The 18091-nt window shown below is 72.1% G+C and carries 19 protein-coding genes; 8 read left to right on the top strand and 11 right to left on the bottom strand.

Translation table 11 applies throughout. The features are described from left to right. Nucleotides 1-43: 43 nt before the first annotated feature. The gene (locus MTP10_RS22220) at nt 44-1504 is read left to right on the top strand and encodes an MFS transporter (RefSeq protein WP_310711468.1); all 1461 of its coding nucleotides are present in this window, start codon (nt 44-46) and stop codon (nt 1502-1504) included. 130 nt (nt 1505-1634) lie between these two features. Here MTP10_RS22220 and MTP10_RS22215 read toward each other — a convergent pair whose 3' ends face one another. The 3 genes from MTP10_RS22215 to MTP10_RS22205 all read right to left on the bottom strand — a co-directional run bounded on the left by MTP10_RS22215 (nt 1635) and on the right by MTP10_RS22205 (nt 4395). Further along, nucleotides 1635-3125 (bottom strand): alpha/beta fold hydrolase, encoded by a 1491-nt coding sequence (locus MTP10_RS22215; protein ID WP_310711466.1) that lies wholly within the window; start codon nt 3123-3125, stop codon nt 1635-1637. Between the two features lie 309 nt (nt 3126-3434). Further along, nucleotides 3435-3614, bottom strand: coding sequence for a hypothetical protein (locus MTP10_RS22210; RefSeq protein ID WP_310711464.1), 180 nt, complete (start codon nt 3612-3614; stop codon nt 3435-3437). Between the two features lie 181 nt (nt 3615-3795). After that, complete coding sequence (locus MTP10_RS22205) at nt 3796-4395, bottom strand: ABATE domain-containing protein (protein ID WP_310711463.1); 600 nt, start codon at nt 4393-4395, stop codon at nt 3796-3798. 88 nt (nt 4396-4483) lie between these two features. On the opposite strand from MTP10_RS22205, the gene MTP10_RS22200 reads away from it, so the two are divergent. After that, nucleotides 4484-5266: an MBL fold metallo-hydrolase gene (locus tag MTP10_RS22200; protein WP_310711462.1), complete on the top strand. Its 783-nt coding sequence runs from the start codon at nt 4484-4486 to the stop codon at nt 5264-5266. Between the two features lie 8 nt (nt 5267-5274). After that, nucleotides 5275-6495, top strand: coding sequence for an MFS transporter (locus MTP10_RS22195; RefSeq protein ID WP_310711461.1), 1221 nt, complete (start codon nt 5275-5277; stop codon nt 6493-6495). 83 nt (nt 6496-6578) lie between these two features. Here MTP10_RS22195 and MTP10_RS22190 read toward each other — a convergent pair whose 3' ends face one another. Further along, a complete protein-coding gene (locus tag MTP10_RS22190; protein ID WP_310711459.1) occupies nt 6579-7676 on the bottom strand; it encodes a helix-turn-helix domain-containing protein in 1098 nt (365 codons plus the stop codon). A 91-nt stretch (nt 7677-7767) separates the two neighbouring features. Between MTP10_RS22190 and clpX the strand changes: the two genes are divergently transcribed. After that, nucleotides 7768-9054 carry an ATP-dependent Clp protease ATP-binding subunit ClpX gene (clpX, locus tag MTP10_RS22185; protein WP_310711518.1) on the top strand — a complete coding sequence of 429 codons (1287 nt, stop codon included), beginning with the start codon at nt 7768-7770 and terminating at the stop codon, nt 9052-9054. A gap of 260 nt (nt 9055-9314) precedes the next feature. Further along, entirely contained in the window at nt 9315-10193 is an 879-nt protein-coding gene (locus MTP10_RS22180) for an aldo/keto reductase family oxidoreductase (protein WP_310711517.1), read from the top strand. Between the two features lie 4 nt (nt 10194-10197). On the opposite strand, the gene MTP10_RS22175 is transcribed toward MTP10_RS22180, so the two are convergent. Beyond that, a complete protein-coding gene (locus tag MTP10_RS22175) occupies nt 10198-11109 on the bottom strand; it encodes an SDR family oxidoreductase (protein ID WP_310711457.1) in 912 nt (303 codons plus the stop codon). A 122-nt stretch (nt 11110-11231) separates the two neighbouring features. Between MTP10_RS22175 and MTP10_RS22170 the strand changes: the two genes are divergently transcribed. Both MTP10_RS22170 and MTP10_RS22165 read left to right on the top strand, forming a co-directional pair. Further along, a complete protein-coding gene (locus tag MTP10_RS22170) occupies nt 11232-11816 on the top strand; it encodes a TetR family transcriptional regulator (protein ID WP_310711455.1) in 585 nt (194 codons plus the stop codon). A gap of 63 nt (nt 11817-11879) precedes the next feature. Continuing rightward, nucleotides 11880-12323 (top strand): helix-turn-helix domain-containing protein, encoded by a 444-nt coding sequence (locus tag MTP10_RS22165; protein ID WP_310711454.1) that lies wholly within the window; start codon nt 11880-11882, stop codon nt 12321-12323. A 93-nt stretch (nt 12324-12416) separates the two neighbouring features. On the opposite strand, the gene MTP10_RS22160 is transcribed toward MTP10_RS22165, so the two are convergent. Continuing rightward, entirely contained in the window at nt 12417-13493 is a 1077-nt protein-coding gene (locus tag MTP10_RS22160; protein WP_310711453.1) for a winged helix DNA-binding domain-containing protein, read from the bottom strand. A 195-nt stretch (nt 13494-13688) separates the two neighbouring features. On the opposite strand from MTP10_RS22160, the gene surE reads away from it, so the two are divergent. Next, nucleotides 13689-14558, top strand: coding sequence for a 5'/3'-nucleotidase SurE (gene surE, locus MTP10_RS22155; RefSeq protein WP_310711452.1), 870 nt, complete (start codon nt 13689-13691; stop codon nt 14556-14558). A 61-nt stretch (nt 14559-14619) separates the two neighbouring features. On the opposite strand, the gene MTP10_RS22150 is transcribed toward surE, so the two are convergent. The 5 genes from MTP10_RS22150 to MTP10_RS22130 form a co-directional block, all read right to left on the bottom strand. Beyond that, nucleotides 14620-15030, bottom strand: coding sequence for a hypothetical protein (locus tag MTP10_RS22150; protein ID WP_310711451.1), 411 nt, complete (start codon nt 15028-15030; stop codon nt 14620-14622). Nucleotides 15031-15032: 2 nt separating this feature from the next. Further along, nucleotides 15033-15575, bottom strand: a complete 543-nt coding sequence (locus MTP10_RS22145; RefSeq protein ID WP_310711450.1) for a dihydrofolate reductase family protein — start codon at nt 15573-15575, stop codon at nt 15033-15035. 113 nt (nt 15576-15688) lie between these two features. Then, nucleotides 15689-16333 (bottom strand): response regulator transcription factor, encoded by a 645-nt coding sequence (locus tag MTP10_RS22140; protein ID WP_310711449.1) that lies wholly within the window; start codon nt 16331-16333, stop codon nt 15689-15691. Further along, nucleotides 16324-17451 carry a histidine kinase gene (locus tag MTP10_RS22135; RefSeq protein WP_310711447.1) on the bottom strand — a complete coding sequence of 376 codons (1128 nt, stop codon included), beginning with the start codon at nt 17449-17451 and terminating at the stop codon, nt 16324-16326. Before MTP10_RS22135 ends, MTP10_RS22140 begins: the two co-directional genes overlap by 10 nt. Next, nucleotides 17435-18052 carry a DedA family protein gene (locus MTP10_RS22130; protein WP_310711446.1) on the bottom strand — a complete coding sequence of 206 codons (618 nt, stop codon included), beginning with the start codon at nt 18050-18052 and terminating at the stop codon, nt 17435-17437. The genes MTP10_RS22135 and MTP10_RS22130 overlap by 17 nt, the downstream gene beginning before the upstream one ends. Nucleotides 18053-18091 lie beyond the last annotated feature (39 nt).

The raw sequence follows: 18091 nt of genomic DNA, 5'->3' as shown, positions 1-18091 counted from the left end.
GCGCGCCGCGTGTCAGGAACCATGAGGAAAGGGACTCGACGTCATGTCTGTCACTGATACGGAGGCGGCCGGTACCGCGCCCGGCCCTGCCGTCGGCACGGCACCGGCCGTGCTCACCCCCCGGCTCCGGCTGGTGCTGGTCCTGCTGCTCGCAACGCAGTTCATGCTGGCCGTGGACTTCGCCATCCTGAACGTGGCGCTGCCGGTGATCGGTAAGGGCCTGGGCTTCTCGATGGCGAACCTGCAGTGGATCGCCACCTCGTTCGCGCTGTGCGCGGCGGGCTTCACCCTGCTCTTCGGCCGGGTCGCGGACCTGTTCGGCCGCCGCCGGCTGTTCCTGTGCGGCCTCGTGGTCCTCGGCGCGGCCTCGCTCGTGGGCGGGCTGGCGCGCAACCCGGAGATGCTGATCACGGCCCGCGTCTTCCAGGGGCTGGCCACCGCCGCGGTGACCCCCGCCGGGCTGTCGCTGATGACGACCTCGTTCCCGGAGGGCCCGCTGCGCGAGAAGGCGCTCGGCCTCAACGGGGCGCTGATGTCCACCGGGTTCACCACCGGCGCCATCCTCGGCGGCCTGCTGACCGACCTGCTGTCGTGGCGGTGGGCGTTCTTCATCAACGTGCCCGTCGCCCTCGCCGTGCTGCTCGTCGCCCCGAGAATCATCAAGGAGTCCCGGCCCGACGAGCGCCCCAAGCTGGACGTGCCCGGCGCCGTCAGCGTCACCCTCGCCCTGCTGGCCATCGTCTTCGGGCTCACCCAGGCGGGCGAGAAGGGCTGGGGCTCGGCGGGCGCCCTGTTGTCGCTGGCGGCGGGCGTGGTGCTGCTGCTGGTGTTCTACGCCGTCGAGCGCAAGGTGTCCGCGCCGCTGGTGCCGCTCGGCGTGCTCGGCAAGCGGTCGGTGGCCTGGGGCAACGTCGCCGGTCTGATCGCCTTCCTCACCGAGACCTCCCTGGTCTTCCCGCTGACCCTCTACCTCCAGAACGTGCTCGGCTTCTCCCCGCTCGCCGCCGGCCTGTCCTTCGGGGTTCTCGGCCTGGGAACGGTCACAGGCGGCACCACGGCCCCGAAGATCATCGGGATGATCGGCAGCAAGCGGACGCTGATCCTGGGCGGCATCCTGCAGACCGTGTTCACCGCGGCCCTGCTCGGTCTCGGCGACGACCGCTCGTGGATGTGGCTCATGCTGATCGCCAGCTTCGCCGGCGGTGTCGGCAACATGCTCGTCATCGTGGGCTTCATGGTCACCGCCACCTCAGGGCTGGCCGACCAGGAACAGGGCCTGGCCACCGGCCTCGCCACCATGACCCAGCAGGTCGGCATCACGATGGGCACGCCGATCATGAGCGCCGTCGCCACCGGCGCCATGGCCGGCATCGGCGCCTCGGCCATCCTCGGCGGGCTGAAGGTGGCGATCGCGGTGAATGCCGCCATCGTGCTCATCGGCGTCCTCACCAGCGCCCTGTTCCTGCGCGGCGCCCGGTCTACGGCCCGCTCGACGACGCGGTGACGGCGGGCGGCACGAGCCGCCGGGGGCGCCCCCCAGCTCGACGACCGGCGCCCAGCACAGATAGACGATGCCGGGCTGATCCGCGTCAGCCCGGCATCGGCGTTCACCTCTCGCTCCGCCGCTGTTCGGTCTAGCCCTGGGGCTCTTCCGCCGGGCAGCGGGTGCCCTTCGCGGGCACGGTCAGCGAGATCAGGTAGCGGTCCATGGCGGCCGTGGTGCACCGGGTCATGCCGTAGACGCCGTGGCCCCAGCCCTCGTACGTGAGCAGCGTGGCCTTGGAGCCGAGCTGGCGGGCCACGTTGGCCGACCACGCGTACGGTGTGTCGGGGTCGTGCATGGAGGTGCCCACCAGCAGCGGAGCGCTACCGGTGTACCGCAGCCGGTGCTGCGGGTTGTTGACCGGGTGGCCCTGGCAGATCGGCATGTCGCCCATCGGCATGGGGTTGTACCGCATGTCCGGGGCCACCGCGTTGGAGCTGCGCATCACGTCGGCGTACTGGTTGTAGTCCCGCAGCGACAGGTTCCAGTCCTCGCAGAGGATCGCGGTGGGCAGTTCGGCGAACTCACCGTTCACGGGTCCGTTGCCGGGAGGGCCGGGCATGTCATCCGGCACCGGCCCGCCGTCCAGGGCGAGGAGCACCTCGGCCTCCTGCCGCCAGACGGGCGCCTCGTTGAGCACCACGCCCAGCCAGAGGAGGTTGTGGGCGCTCACCGGGCGGTCGGTGACGCCCGGCCAGTACAGCTCGCCGCGGTCGGCCTTCTCCAGCAGCCCCTTCCACAGCGCGCGGACGTCGCGTCCGTGCAGGACGCACTCGGTGTCCCGGGCGCACCAGGCGACGAATTCGTCGAAGCTGTCCTGGACGGTGGCTGCCTCGGTCACCTGGAACGCCTTGACGTTCAGGCTGTGGTCCATGTTGCTGTCCAGCACCATGGCCCTGATCCGGTTCGGGAACAGCTCGGCGTACATCTGCTGGGCGAGCGTCCCGTAGGAGACGCCGTACGAGGTCAGCTTGTCCTCACCGAGCGCGGCGCGAATGGCGTCCATGTCACGCGCCACGTTGACCGAGTCGACGTGGTCGTACAGGGGGCCGGTGAGCGTGCGGCAGTCCGCGCGCAGCTTCTTGTCGAAGGCGACCCACGTGTCGTAGTCGGCCTGGCTGGTCATGACCGCGTACGGCATCTGGTTGTACACCGAGGCCGAGCAGGTCACCGAGCCGCTGCGGGCCACGCCACGAGGGTCGTAGCTCACGATGTCGAACCGCCGCTGGACGTCCTCGCTGAAGCCGGACGGCCGAAGGATGTCGTTCACGCCGGAGTTGCCAGGTCCGCCCGTGTTGGTCAGCAGGGATCCGATCCGTGCGGAGGGGTCGGTGGCCTTGCGCCGGGCGAGGGTCAGCTCGACGGTGGGCCCGTTCGGCTTGGACCAGTCGATCGGCACGGCCAGGGTGCCGCACTCGACGGTGGGCTCCTCCTCGCACGGCCCCCAGGCGATGCCGCGCTTGCCGACGGCATCCGTGACGTCCTGTCCGGTGACCGTCGCGTTGGCCACCCCGGCTAACGGGGTCGTTAACAGCGTCGCCATGGCCACGAGGGCAGTGGCGAGCCGGGAAGTTCTTGACACCTTGCTCCTGTAGTCCATCGCTCCCATGGTTGATCGGCTGGCCGGGCTGCTCCTACGCCTCAGCGGCCCACGCCCATGTCGTTGACGCGCGCCTCGCCTTGATCATGACAGCCGAATCTAACAGGCGGCGGCTCCGCTGTTGAGACCGAGGCAGGGTCAACGTGAAGGACACTCACGCGCCACCATGGCCACCGGGCAGCGGGCGGGCACGTCGGCCAAGGTGGCGGCTTCTACGTGGAGCACAGGTCACCCTGATGGATGCGAACGGGGTGCCCGGCCGCACACGGCCGCCGGGCACCCCGTTCGGTTTCAGCACGAGCGCTGGGAGCTCGAGTTCGTGATGCAGCCATCGCAGTGGGACGTGCCGTTCGGGTAGTAGCAGCAGTACCTCCAGAAGTTCGCGTAGCAGCACTGGTAGCCGCAGTCGGTTGCTCGGGCCACGGTGTGCGGGGCGACCATCTCCAGGAGCCGATCGGCCAATCTGGTCATGGCATGCATGGAGCCTTCCTTTCGGTCGGTTGCCTGGTGGCCGCAGCATGCGCTACCGGCCTGAACGGTTTCTCGACGATTTCTCAATGCCCTGGCCCGCTCCCCGCACCTCCGCGAGTGCTGTCCCCGGCGAATGCGCTCGCCCTGGGCGTGGCCGGGCGCCTCGCCGGACCGGATCCGGTCAGCCGGCGTTCGGCTGGGCGCGGCGGGCGTAGGCGCGAGCGGCGCGGGCGCGGTCGCCGCAGCGGACGGAGCACCAATGGCGGCGGCCGTGGCGCAGCAGGTATCGGTTGCAGGGGGTGGAGCCGCACGGGGTCAGGCGCTCGGCGTCGGGGCCGGTGAGCAGGTCGGCCGCGTTGGCCGCGAGCGTCGCGAGCGCGCGGTCGAGGATCTCGTTCGTGGGGCACGGCGCCGCGCGGTAGGGGCCGCGTTTCTCGTCCCAGTACAGCAGGGCGGCCGAAGGGGCCCTGCTCAGCGCGTCGTTGACGGCGGACAGGGCCGCGGGCAGGACGGGCAGGCCGCCGGCCCGGGCGGCGAACAGGACCCTGAGGTGTTCGCGCAGCGAGCGCAACTGCGCCGCGCACATCTCCTGCACCCCGGCATCCTCGGGGGCGAGGCCGTGCTCCGTGAGCCACCGGTTGGCCCCACCAGGCGTGCCGAGGAGATCGACGAAATGCCCTCCGGGCAACGCGATCGCGCTGTTGACGAAGTCGAGGGCGAGGTAGTCGTCGGCGCCGGGCGCGGGCGGCAGCACAGACGCGGCGGTCAGGGGCTCGCTCATAGGTCTCATGGTACGGCTTGCATTCATCCGTGAGACACCACTACCGTCATTCACGGATAAACCCCTTCTCATCCGTGAGGTCATCTCTATGTCCAGCACCACCGCTGACCACATGCCCGTCCGCGTTCTCGGCGGCCCGACCGCCCTGTTCGAGTACGGCGGCCTGCGCTTCCTGACCGACCCGACCTTCGACGCCCCCGGCGACTACCAGGTGCCCGGCGGCGGGCTGACGAAGACGGCGCCGCCCGCCGCCGTACCGGCCGACCTCGGCCGCGTCGACGTGGTCCTGCTCTCGCACGACGAGCACCCCGACAACCTCGACCACTCCGGCCGGGCCCTGCTCGCCGACGTCCCGCTCACCCTCACCACGCCCGGCGGCGGACGACGGCTGGGCAACGGGGCCAGGGGCCTGGCCGACTGGGAGCCGATCATCCTGGACCGGCCCGGGGGCGGCACGGTCACCGTCACGGGCGTACCCGCCATCCACGGGCCCGGCGCCCGCGAGGAGGTCGAGCAGATCACCGGCCAGGTCGTCGGATTCGTCCTGACCGGTGAGGGCCTGCCCACGGTCTACGTCAGCGGCGACAACGCCTCACTCGACGCGGTCAGGCAGATCGCCGAACGCTTCGGCCCGGTCGACACCGCGATCCTGTTCGCCGGGGCTCCCCGCTTCTCCGTCCTGTTCGACGGCGCGTTGATCGTCCTCGACAGCGCGCAGGCCGCCGAAGCCTGCACGATCCTCGGCGCCCGCCGCGTGATCCCCGTCCACTACGACGGCTGGGCGCACTTCACCGAGGGCCGGGACGAGCTCGTGGCCGCCTTCACCGCCGCCGGCCTGGCCGGCCACCTGGACCTGGGCGACCGCACGTGAGGAGCATCGTGCCCGCCCGGACCGCGGACCTCCCGCGCCTGCAGCCGCAGCGCCGCGTCCTGATCGTCCTGGTCGCCGCCCAAGTCCTCAGCGGGGCCGGGCTGGCGGCAGGCGTGACCGTCGGAGCCCTGCTCGCGCAGGACATGCTCGGCTCCACCAGCCTCGCCGGCCTGCTCAGCGCGCTGTCCACGGTCGGCTCCGCGCTGGCGGCCGTCGCGGTCGGGCGCATCTCCGACGCGCGCGGCCGGCGCCCCGGCCTCGCCGCCGGCTACCTGGCAGGCGCCGTCGGCAGCGCGGGCGTCATCGCCGCCGCCGTCACAGGCGAGCCCGTCCTGCTGTTCGCCGCGATGTTCGTCTACGGCGCGGGCACCGCCACCAACCTGCAGGCCCGCTACGCCGGAGCCGACCTGGCGGCCCCCGCCCACCGCGCCCGCGCCGTGTCCACCGTGCTGGTCGCCACCACCCTGGGCGGGGTGGCCGGCCCCAACCTCGCCGCCCCCACCGGCGACCTCGCTCACACCCTCGGCATCCCCTACCTGGCCGGGCCGTTCCTGCTCGCCGGCGCCGCCTACGCGCTGGCGGCACTGATCCTGATCGTCTGGCTGCGCCCCGACCCGCTGCTCCTGTCCCGCACCGCCCCGCCCCACCCGGAACCGGACCGGCCGCACCCGGAGGCACACCGTTCCGGTGTGCTGGCCGGCACGCTGGTCATGGTGTTCACCCAGATCGTCATGGTCGCGATCATGACGATGACACCCGTGCACATGCACGGTCACGGCCACGGCGCCGCCGCCTCCGGGCTCGTCATCGCCATCCACATCGGCGCGATGTACCTGCCCTCGCCGGTGACGGGCTGGCTCGTCGACCGTTACGGCCGCCTCGTCGTGGCCGCCGCCTCGGCGCTGGCCCTGCTCGCCGCCGGCATCGTCGCCGCCATCGCCCCGGGCGAATCCGTCACCCTGTACGCGGTCGCCCTGGCGCTGCTGGGCCTGGGCTGGAACCTCGGCCTCGTCACCGGCACCGCGATCATCACCGACACCGTGCCGCCGGCCACCCGCGCCAGGACGCAGGGCCTGGTCGACGTCGCCATCGCCATCGCGGGCGCGACCGGAGGCATGGCCTCGGGCCTGGTCACGGCCACCGCCGGCTACCCTGCCCTGGCCCTGGGCGGCGGCATCCTGGCCCTGGCCATCGTCCCCACGGTGGTCGCGGCAGCACGCGCCCGATGACAAGGCAACCGGCGCGTTGCGCCGATGCGGGTGGTCTCACGCTGCGGTGACCCCTGACAAGCGCCGGGTTGGGCGGAGGTGGATCACACCACGAAGGGGGCGGGCCGAAGGGAGGAGGCGATCGCGTGGCAGGCGCCGGGGCCGTGCGCGCGGGCGACGATCCGGCCGTCCCGGACGCGGACCGCCGTCGCCGTCCGGTCCGGGACCGCCGGGACCCCGGCCGCCGCCGCCGGCGCGCCCGTCCCGTCGCAGATGATCCGCAGCCCGGGCCACGCCCGCTCCGGGAACGCCTGGCGCAGGCAGCCGCTCACTCCGGCCAGCGCCAGCCGTGCCAGCGGCGCCAACTCGGCCGGGTCGTCGGTGACCAGGACCGCGGTCACCGGAACGCCCGGCGGCGCGGCCCGTACGGCCTCCTCGACGGCGCCCGCCTCCAGCAGCCCCAGCACCGCCACCACGCCGTCGCCCTCGGAGAACGAGCCGGGCGGCCAGGGGGCGTCGGCGGGCAGGACGCGCGGGAACACCGGCGGCGGAGCCCACCGGTCGCCCAGGTCCAGCCCCGCCAGCTCCTCGCACACCGCGACCAGGTCGAACGGCTCCACGAACCCCGGCGCGGCCGCGGCCAGCTCGCTCGCCCCCTGCAAGGTCACCAGCGCCGCCTCGGCCACCCGCACCCGCCGCCCCGCAGCGCGTTCCCGCTCGGGTGAGCCGCCGCGTTCCAGCAGGTCCATGCGCTCCAGGGCCAGCCCCAGCAGCAGCGCGTCCAGACGCCGCAGCGCCGCGGTCACCGCTCGCAGCCGCTCGTCGGCGAGGATCTCCGGCATCAGGTCCACCGCCAGGCGCGCCGCCCCGCCGGAATCGTCCGGGTCGTGCGGGCCGCCGGTGACCAGCGGCAGCCGTGTCACCCACGCCCGCGCGAACGCCCCCAGCGCCTCCCGCGCCGTCCCCGCCCGGCCGGCCGGCTCCCCGGAGGGGTCGCCAGCGGGCTCGGCCAGGACCGTGAAGTACAGGGCCCGCTTGCCGGGGAAGTTGGAGTAGACCGCTCCGCGCGTGAGCCCGGCCCGCTCGGCGATGCCGTCGATCGTGGCGCCCGCGAAGCCGCGCTCCGCGAACTCGCGCCGGGCGGCCTCGACCACCTTCGAGCGGTTGAGCCGTTGCAGCTCCGCCCTGCTGAGCCGGGCCATCGTCCTCCCCGTCCGCGCTGTTTGCGCCCCGTATCGAACCAAGATACCGTCGCCATTCAGATGACCGCATCATCTGATCTCGGTGGAGGGGGTGGCGCGCATGGCGCCGGGACTGACGTGCAGGTTCTGCGGCAAGGGCCAGGCGGAGGTCCGCAAGCTCATCGCGGGCCCCGCGCAGATCTGCATCTGCGACGAGTGCGTCGCCCAGTGCACCGAGCTGCTGCGCGAGGAAGGCGGCGAGAGCGCCGCCCCCGAGATCCCGCTGCCGCCGCCGCGCGAGATCCACACCTTCCTCGACCAGTACGTCATCGGCCAGACACCCGCCAAGACGGCCCTGGCGGTGGCCGTCTACAACCACTACAAGCGCATCCGGCTCGCCCCGCGCGACGGCCAGGGCGAGCAGGTGGAGCTGGGCAAGTCCAACATCCTCATGGTCGGGCCCACCGGCTCCGGCAAGACGTACCTGGCCCAGACCCTCGCGCGGGTGCTCGGCGTCCCGTTCGCCATCGCCGACGCCACCACGCTCACCGAGGCCGGCTACGTCGGTGAGGACGTCGAGAACATCCTGCTCAAGCTCATCGCGGCGGCCGGCCACGACGTCGCCAAGGCCGAGACCGGCATCGTCTACATCGACGAGATCGACAAGATAGCCCGCAAGGGCGACAACCCGTCGATCAGCCGCGACGTGTCCGGCGAGGGCGTACAGCAGGCCCTGCTGAAGATCATCGAGGGGACGACGGTGAGCGTCCCGCCCCAGGGCGGCCGCAAGCACCCCCAGCAGGACCACATCCAGATCGACACCACCGGCGTGCTGTTCATCTGCGGCGGCGCCTTCGACGGGCTGGAGCGGATCGTCGAGGCCCGCTCGGGACGCGGCGGCTCGGGCTTCGGCGCCACCCTGCGCCCCCGCGCCGACCCCGGCTCCCCTGCCGGTCTCCAGGGCGACTCCCTGTCCGGGGTCATGCCGTCCGACCTGGTCGCCTACGGGCTCATCCCCGAGCTCGTCGGCCGCCTCCCGGTGATCGCGACGCTGGGGCGGCTGGATCGCGAGGCGCTGGTCCGCGTGCTGACCGAGCCTCGCAACGCCCTGCTCAAGCAGTACCGCAGGCTGCTGGAGATGGACGGGGTGGAGCTGGAGTTCACCGGCGACGCGGTCGATGCCATCGCCGAGCAGGCGCTGCTGCGCCGCACCGGCGCCCGCGGCGTGCGCGCGATCGTCGAGGAGGTGCTGCTCAACGTCATGTACGAGGTGCCGGGCCGCGACGACGTGGCCCGGGTCGTGGTCACCCGCGACACCGTCCTCGGCAACGTCAACCCGACGCTGGTGCCCCATGAGCTGCCCGGCCGCGACCAGGGGCCGCGGGAGAGGTCCGCCTGACGACCCCCGTGACCGGCGCCATGATCATGTGGCCGTCGGCATGACACCGGGGCTGTCCGTGTCGTGTGGCGGATCGGGTGGCCGGCGCACTCGGTGCCCGGCTGATGCGCGCTCGCTCGTCTCGCCCATGAAGTGCCCTACGCACTCCGAGGTGCCTTACCCACTCCCCGGTACCGGCTTCCTGTCGGGGAGCTACATACCGATGATGGCGTTGGGCACCGTCAGGCACCACCGCCTGATGCGACATGAAAGGCACCATGATGAGCACGCTCTCCGCCTCGCTTCCCGGCGGCATCTGGACCCTGGGCGACCTGACCGTCACCCGGTTCGGCTACGGCGCCATGCAGCTCGCCGGCCCCGGTGTCATGGGCCCACCCGCTGATCGCGACGGCGCACTCGCCGTCCTGCGCGAGGCCGTCAACCTCGGCATCACCCACATCGACACCGCCGACGCCTACGGGCCACACATCACCAACCAGCTGATCCGCGAAGCGCTGCACCCGTACTCCGACTCGCTGCACATCGTGACCAAGGTCGGCGCGGTACGGGACGAGCAGGGAGGCTGGCCCCCGGCCCGCAAGCCCGAAGACCTGCGCCGGGCCGTGCACCACAACCTGGACAATCTCGGCCTCGAGACGCTGGACGTGGTCAACCTCCGGCTCGGCGACGCCCAGGGCCCCCAGCCGGGTTCGCTCGCCGAGCCGTTCGAGACGCTCGTCGAGCTCCAGCGGCAGGGCCTGATCCGGCACCTCGGCGTGAGCAACGCGACAGCGGAGCAGGTCGCCGAGGCGCGCTCGATCGCTCCAATTGTGAGCGTGCAGAACATGTACAACCTCGCCCACCGCCAGGACGATGAGCTGATCGACGAGCTCGCCGAGCAGGGCATCGCCTACGTGCCCTTCTTCCCGCTCGGCGGCTTCAGCCCGCTGCAGTCCTCGGCGCTCACGGCCGTGGCCTCCCGGCTGGACGCGACGCCGATGTCGGTCGCGCTGGCCTGGCTGCTGCAGCGGTCGGCGAACATTCTGCTGATCCCCGGCACCTCGTCGGTGGCGCACCTGCGCGAGAACGTCGCAGGCGCGGGACTCCAGCTCTCCGGCGAGGACCTCGCCGAACTGGACAAGATCGGCCGCTCGGTGTGAAGGGTCAGGTGGCCGGTGTGGCCAGGTAATCGCCGTGCTCCAGGTCTTCGAGCAGTGTCGGGTGTGCGGGCGACCAGCCGAGCAACTCCTGGGTGTAGGAGCTGGAGACAGGCCCGTCGAAGCCGTAGGCGGTGGCCATGAACGGGCTGACGAAGTGCGTGGCGGCCTCGTCGGGTGCCAGCGATACCGTGGGCAGATCCAGGCCCCGGGCGATCACCTCTGCGATGCTTCTCAAGGTGACGCCGCTTTCGGCCGCTCCGTGCAGCACGCTGCCCGCAGGCGCCTTCTCCACTGCCAGACGGAACAGGACCGCCGCGTCGAGCCGGTGCACCGCGGGCCACCGGTTGGCGCCGTCTCCCACGTAGGCCGAGACGCCCGTCTTTCGCGCGGTGGCGATGAGCATGGGGATGAAACCGTGATCCTCGGGGCCGTGGACGGTGGGAGCCAGGCGCACCACGCTCGCGCGCACTCCCCGGGCGGCGAAGGCCAGGCATGCTCGCTCACCCGCGATGCGGAAGGCGGCGATCCCGGTCCCGTCGGGCTCGTCCTTCTCGGTGGTCTCCCGGCCCGCGGGCATGACCAGGGTGCCCGAGGTGACCACGAGCGGCTTGTCCGAGTGTTCCAGCGGTCGGCCGAGTGCCTCGATCGCGGTCCGGTCGCGCCTCATCATGTCGTCGAGATCAGAGAAATCGCCGCCGTAGGCCATGTGCAGGACCCCGTCGGCGGCTGCGGCGCCGCTGCGCAGACTGTCGAGATCGTCCAGAGAGCCTCGGTGTGGCGTGGCCCCCAGTGACTCCAGCCGGGCGGCGGCGGCATCCGAGCGCGCCAGACCGGTGACGGTGTGGCCGGCCGCCACGAGCTCGGCGACGACCGCGGGGCCGGTCTGGCCGGAACCACCGGTGACAAAGACATGCATGAAACACTCTCCCACTTAACGCCAGTAACTGGCACTACGCAGTGCCAGTCGCTGACTGTAGATAGCGCCAGTCACTGGCGTCAAGTAGCGCCACCCACTGACACATGCGGTATCTTCGGAGCGTGCCACGGAGTGGAGCGGAAGCGCGCCGCCGCCTTCAGCAGGCGGCCCTGGAGCTGTACCGGGAACGCGGGTTCGACCAGACCACCACGGCCGAGATCGCTGCTCGAGCCGGCGTCAACGAACGCACGTTCTTCCGGCATTTCCCGGACAAGCGCGAGGTGCTCTTCGGCGGCGAATCCGACCTGCGCGCGGCCCTGATGCGGGCGGTGGCCGAAGCGCCCGACGGTCTCCAGCCGCTCGACCTGCTGCTCCGCGCCTTCCGCAAGGTCGAACACATCCTTGAGGACAACCGCTCCTTCGCCGAACCACGACTACACGTCATCGCGGCGACACCGGCGCTCCGCGAACGGGACCTGGCCAAGGCCTCGTCGCTCACCGACGCCGTAGCGGAGGCGCTGCGGCAGCGCGGTGTCGCCGACCGGCTGGCCGGCCTGGCCGCTCGAACCGGGTGGGCCGCCTTTCACCAAGCGGTCCAAGCCTGGATCGACGACTCCTCGCAGAGCCTGGACGCACACCTCCTCCAAGCCTTCGACGACCTGCGCGCCCTCTGCCAGACAGCACCTTGCACCTCCATGGGCATGTAGCTTTCTCATGGGAAGAAGGCACTTCCGGGTGCGTAGCGCACTCATGGGTGAGAGGAGCGCCGGATGGCGACGATGACGGCGGCCCAGCAGAGGGCACAGGCCAAAGTGGAGTACGACGCCTTCGTGGCGGCCTGCCCCAGTCGCAAGCTGCTCGATCGGATCTCCGACAAATGGGTGACGCTGATCCTGGCCGCGCTCGGCAGCGACAGCGCGCATCAGCCGGGCACCGAGTGCGCCGGCGAGCCCCGGGCGATGCGCTACTCGGAGCTGGCCCGCCTGCTGGCCGGCGTCAGCCAGAAGATGCTCACCCAGACGCTGCGCTCCCTGGAGCGCGACGGCCTGGTGTCCCGCACCGTGGTGCCGACCGTGCCCGTCACCGTCTCCTACGAGCTGACCGATCTCGGCCTGTCGCTGCACGAGACGATGCGCGGCCTCAAGGCCTGGGCCGAGGTGCACATGGACGATGTGCTCGCCAATCGCGAGACCTACGACACCCGCGTCGCCTGAGAAGCGACCACACCACGCCCTTTCGAGGTCATGACACCATGTGCGCCCGGCCGGGCCCGCTCTGCCGGGCCGAGGCCAGGAGCATCCACACCGTCAGATCCCCCTGACCTCGTGCCGGTCCACCTTGCCCGGCTCGGCGAAGGCGAGCAACGCCAGTGCCTCGGCCCTGGCCTCCTCCGCCTGCCCCGGCGTCAGCGGCTCGAACGGCTCGATCGTGACCACGGGCCCCTCGCGGCGCCACACCCCCCGCACGAACCCGTCGGCCAGCACGGTTCCCAGCACCTGCCCGTTGACGGTGATGACCGTCTTGCGGTGCTCGTCGGAGATGATCCGGGTGCGGTCGGCGTGGCTGAGCAGCAGGTTGTCGAACGGCGCGACCAGCCGCACCGGCGCGGGCACGTCCGGTCCGGGGCGCGGCGCGTCGGGCAGGTCGAACAGCTCCCGGCCCCGCTCGTCCTCGAAGACGACCAGCCCGGGACGCAGCCTTTCGACGATCTCCCGCAGCCCGGTCAGGCCGGACCAGGCCTGCGCGTCGGCGACCGTGGCCGGCCCGAACGCGGCCAGGTAACGCAGCACCAGCCGCTCCAGTGACGGCTCGGGATGCGGCGGGCGGCCCAGCCACTCCTCCATCGGCGCGTACGCGGTGCGCCCGGCCTTGCCCCACACGGCGCGCGGCGGCACCTGCACCAGCGGCAGCAGGCACCGCGCGGCCAGCGCGAGGTCGCCCGGTGCGGCCCCGGGGAAGCGCTCGGCCAGGTGCGCGCCCAGCTCGGCGGCCGTCAGCGCGCGCTCCCGCAGGGCCTCGCGCCCGGCCTTGGCGAGCTGGTCGCGGTCGACGTCCCCCAGGGTGCGGCTGTAGGCGGTGGCCAGGTAGCGGTCGAGCAGCGGCTGCGTGAGCGGGCGCAAGGTCAGGGCGTCGTCGGCGGTGACGAGGTGGACAGTGCCGCGCATGAGCACCATGCGCACCGCCGCACGCTCCACCAGCGGCCGGGCCAGGGCGTCGGGCGTGAAGCCGTCCAGGCGCGACCACAGGCCGAAGTACGGCGGGAACGGGGCCTGGGCCTGCATGCCGACGAGGTGCTCCACGGCCTGGAGCGCGGGCATGGCATGGCGCCGCAGCAGGAGCTGGCGGGCCAGGGTCGCCCGGTTGAGCGCGCGCGTGCTGATCACGGCCTTCACCCTAGGACCACACGGCCGCAGCCGTGCCTCCCGGGACGCGTTCACTTGTGGTTCACGTCTCATTCATCTGGGGTTCGTTTAGGGGTCATGCCGGTGGTCCGGCGAGGCCGCGCCCGCATACCGTCCAGACCGTCACGTAGGTGAGCTTTCTACGTGTTGGCAACGGTGCTCGGCAAGGAGACCCACGTGTTCAAACGTCTGGCCCTCGTTCCCCTTCTCTTACTCGCGCTCCTGGCCATGGGCACCGCCCCCGCGCAGGCACTGCACCGCCAGCCCCTGCGCATCCTGCTGACCAACGACGACGGCTACTCCTCGACCTACCTCCACCAGCTCCGCCAGGCCCTGGTCGCCGCCGGCCACGAGGTCACCGTCGTCGCCCCGGCCGCCGACGCCAGCGCCTCCGGCACCCAGATCAACGCCAAGTTCGGCAGCACGATCGAGGCCGCCAAGCAGGACGACGGCTGGGCCGTCGGCGGCAGCCCCAGCGACGCGGTCTCCTTCGGCACCCGCGTCCCCTTCGCCGGCGACCCGCCCGACCTGGTCGTCTCCGGCCCGAACCCCGGCGAGAACGTCGCCGCGGCCGCCACCTACTCCGGCACGGTCGGTGCCGCCATCACCGCCATCACCGCCGGCGTGCCCGCCGTCGCCGTCAGCATCGCCCGCGACGGCAGCGCCGTGCCCAGCGCCGCCCAGGCCATCCAGTTCACCGTGCGGTTGGTCGATCGGCTGGCGGCCACCGCCGGCAACGGCCCCGTTCTGCCCGCCCGCACCGCGCTGAACGTCAACTACCCCGTCACCCCCAACGGCACGGTCAGCGTCGCCCACCTGGGCAGCTCCCTGCCGTACTCCGCCGGCTACACGCCCGCTCCGGAGGCATGCGCCCTGTGCTACCGCATCGTCCCGATCGCCGACCCCGGGCCCGACCCGGTGCAGGACGCCGACCGCACGCTGCTGGCGGCCGGCAACGTCACCATCACCCCGCTGGACGGCAGCTGGGAGGCCGCCTCGGCCACCTCCTCGGCCATCCGCCTGCGCCTGCGCTCCCTGACCCCCTGAACGCCCGGCCCATCCGCCCGGTCCGCGCCGGCGGCGCAGCGGCGCCGCACGGGCCGGGCGGTCAGCGGCCACCCGTGAACGGCGCCTCGCCCTCCTTCAGCGGGCGAAAGCGCAGCGCCGACCAGAGCTCGTCCACGGCCACCTGCCCGTTGGGGCGCAGCCCGTACTCGCCGACGATCGGCCACAGGGTGTCGCGGTTGATGTCGGAGCGGTTGCCCTTGGGGTAGGCCACCCACAGCACGGACGGTATGGCCAGCGCGTCGCGGTGCTCCTCCAGCAGGCCCCGGGCCGAGGCGGCGTCGGCGGCGAAGAGCACCGCGACGTCCGCCTCGCCGAGCGCCCCGGCGTGGCGTGCGCCCTCCGGCAGCGGCTCGATCAGGGCTCGGTGGGCGGGGGCGGAGACCCAGACGGAGGTCCGCGGCTTGACCAGGAGCTTGACGGCGACGGTCTTGGTGGCGGTGGTCGTCGGCATGGTCAGGCCCTGCCGTAGGTCGCGTAGATGACGCCCGTCTCCAGCGTGCGGGAGTCCAGCAGCCGCAGCGGGACCTGCTCGCCGTCGGCGAACAGCTTGATGCCGCCGCCCACCACGATCGGGTGGATGAGCAGGCGCAGCTCGTCCAGCAGCCCGTCGCGCAGCAGTGAGCGCACCAGCGTGGCGCTGCCGGTGATCCCGATGTCCTTGCCCGGCTGGTTCTTCAGCTCCTTCAGCTGGGCCGCGACGTCGCCGCTGATGATCGTGGAGTTCTCCCAGGAGGCCGTCTCCAGGGTGGAGGTGACCACGTACTTGGGGGTGCCGTTCATGTGCTCGGCCATGTCGGCGGCCTCCGGCTCGGGGTTCGGCCAGTAGGCGGCGAACCCCTCGTAGGTGCGGCGGCCGAGCAGCATGGCGTCGGCCGCCTGCATCTGCTCGCCGACGATCTGCCCCATCTCATCGTTGAAGTACGGGAAGTGCCACTTCTCCGGCGACTCCACCACACCGTCCAGCGAGATGAACAGGCCCACGACGATCTTTCGCATCTTCGTCTCCGCTCTTGAAGGTCTCTTTCGAGGTGCCCCAACCGTCTCACCGACAAATAAATTTGTCAAGCGCATCATGGTCGTCGGAGGACCCGGCACGCGACGGCCGTGCCTCAGGACTCCAGGAAGCGCAGCACGGCCAGCACCCGCCGGCTGTAGCCGGCGGCGTGCGAGAGCCGCAGCTTGTCGAACAGCGCGTTGACGTGCTTCTCCACCGCGCTCTGCGAGACGTGCAACTGCTGGGCGATCGAGGCGTTGGTCAGTCCTTGCGCCATGCGCTCCAGCACCTCGCGCTCGCGCGGGGTCAGCCTCGCCAGGGGATCCACCTGCGAGGTGCGGGCCAGGAGCTGGCGCACCACCTCGGGGTCGAACGCCGCTCCCCCGGCCGCCACCCGCTCCAGCGCGTCCAGGAAGTCGGCCACCTGCGCCACCCGGTCCTTCAGCAGGTAGCCGACGCCCTCCACGTCGCCGCTCATCAGCTCGGCGGCGTACTTCTTCTCGACGTACTGCGACAGCACCAGCAGCCGCACGCGCGGCCGGCTCCGCCGGATCTCCAGCGCCGCGCGCAGTCCCTCGTCGGTGTGGGTGGGCGGCATCCGCACATCCACCACCACGACGTCCGGGTCGTGCTCGGCCACAGCCTCCACCAGCGCCGCGCCGTCGCCCACGGCGGCCAGAACCTCGTGGCCCTCCTCCACCAGCAGCCGGACGAGACCCTCGCGCAGCAGGGTCGAGTCCTCGGCCAGGATCACCCGCACGGCAGCTCCACCACGATCGTCGTCGGACCGCCCGGCGGGCTGGTCACCTCGAAGGTCCCGTCCAGCGCCGCCACCCGGCGCGCCAGCCCCGACAGGCCGCTGCCCGCCGGGTCCGCGCCGCCCGTGCCGTCGTCCCCCACCCGCACGAGCAGACTCGTGCCGCGCCGGTGGACGTCCACGGTGATGAGCGCGGCGCCGGAGTGCTTGGCGGCGTTGGTGACGGCCTCGCACACCACGAAGTACGCGGCCGTCTCGACCGCCATCGGCGGCCGTTCGGCGAGGTCGCAGGCCACCTTGACGGGCACGCCCGAGCGCTCGGCCACCCCGGCCAGCGCCTCGCCCAGCCCCAGGGAGTCCAGCCCGCTCGGGTACACCCGCCAGGCCACCTCCCGCAGCTCGGCCAGGGCCCGCTGCGCCTCCTCGTGCGCCTGGTCTAGCAGCTCCGGGCGGCTGCGCCGGGAGCGGCCGATCAGCATCGACAGGGCCACCAGGCGCTGCTGGAGCCCGTCGTGCAGGTCACGCTCGATGCGGCGCCGCTCGGAGTCGACCGCCGCCACGACCCCGGCCCGGCTCTCCGACAGCTCGGCGATCCTGCGCTCCAGCGCCTCGGTCCGGCCGGGCGTCAGCACCGCACGGGCCAGCCGCCGCTCCACCGCGTACACGCCGATCAGGCCGGAGACGTCGATGAACAGCAGCACGATCCCGGCCAGCACGCCATAGAGCAGGAGCAGCGGGGTGGGCTCCATGCCGTCGAAGCGCTCACCGGCCAGCCACGCCCACGCCGCCATGAACCCCGTGCGGGCCCCGTACACGAACAGCGTCACCACCAGCCCGCCCAGCACGCCGACCGGCACGCGCAGCGTCAGGAACCGCAGCGCCCGCCCGCCGGCCTGCCCGTTTCCAGATCGTCCGCCCGTCGGCGTGGTCAGGCCGAGCGCGGCCGGGTCCAGACCGGCCCGGCGCACCTCCAGCGCGGCCAGGCGCACGGCCGCGCCCGAGACGTTCGGATTGCCGAGGAACGGCAGCGCCAGCAGCAGGAACACCGCCTCCAGCGGCGCGGTCACCGCGCCCAGCACCACCGCCCCCACGACCCGAGCCCCCTCAGCGACGGGACGCATGCCGGCCCTTGCGCCGCTCGGCGAGCCGGACGCCGACGAAGACCAGCACCGCGAGCACGACCAGGGCGATCACCACGTTCGAGCCGATGCCGACGTAGGTCTCCACCAGCTCCCACTGCTCGCCCAGCAGGTAGCCGGCCATCACGAAGATGGTGTTCCAGATGAGGCTGCCGCTGGTCGTCAGGGCCAGGAAGGTCATGACCGGCATCCGCTCGACGCCCGCCGGGATCGAGATGAGGCTGCGGAACAGCGGCACCATCCGGCCGAAGAACACCGTCTTGCGGCCGTGCCTGAGGAACCACGCCTCGGTCTTCTCGATGTCGGCGGGCTTGACCAGCGGGATCCGGGCGGCGATCGCCAGCACCCGCTCCCTGCCCAGCAGCGCCCCCACCCAGTACAGCGCCAGCGCGCCCACCACCGAGCCCAGCGTCGTCCACACCAAGGCGTCGAGCAGATCCATCTCGCCCCGGCTCGCCGTGAAGCCCGCCAGCGGAAGGATCACCTCGCTCGGCAGCGGCGGGAACAGGTTCTCCAGCGCGATCGCGATGCCCGCCCCGGGAGCGCCGAGGGTTTCCATGAGTCCAACCAGCCAGTCCGTCATGCGTTCCAGGCTAGGGGTGATCGCACATGCTGGTAATGC

This window comes from Nonomuraea sp. 3-1Str, from assembly GCF_031570565.1.
Lineage (GTDB): Bacteria > Actinomycetota > Actinomycetes > Streptosporangiales > Streptosporangiaceae > Nonomuraea.
Note: the sequence above shows the minus strand (reverse complement) of the source record. Positions and strands in the feature narration are given on the sequence as shown.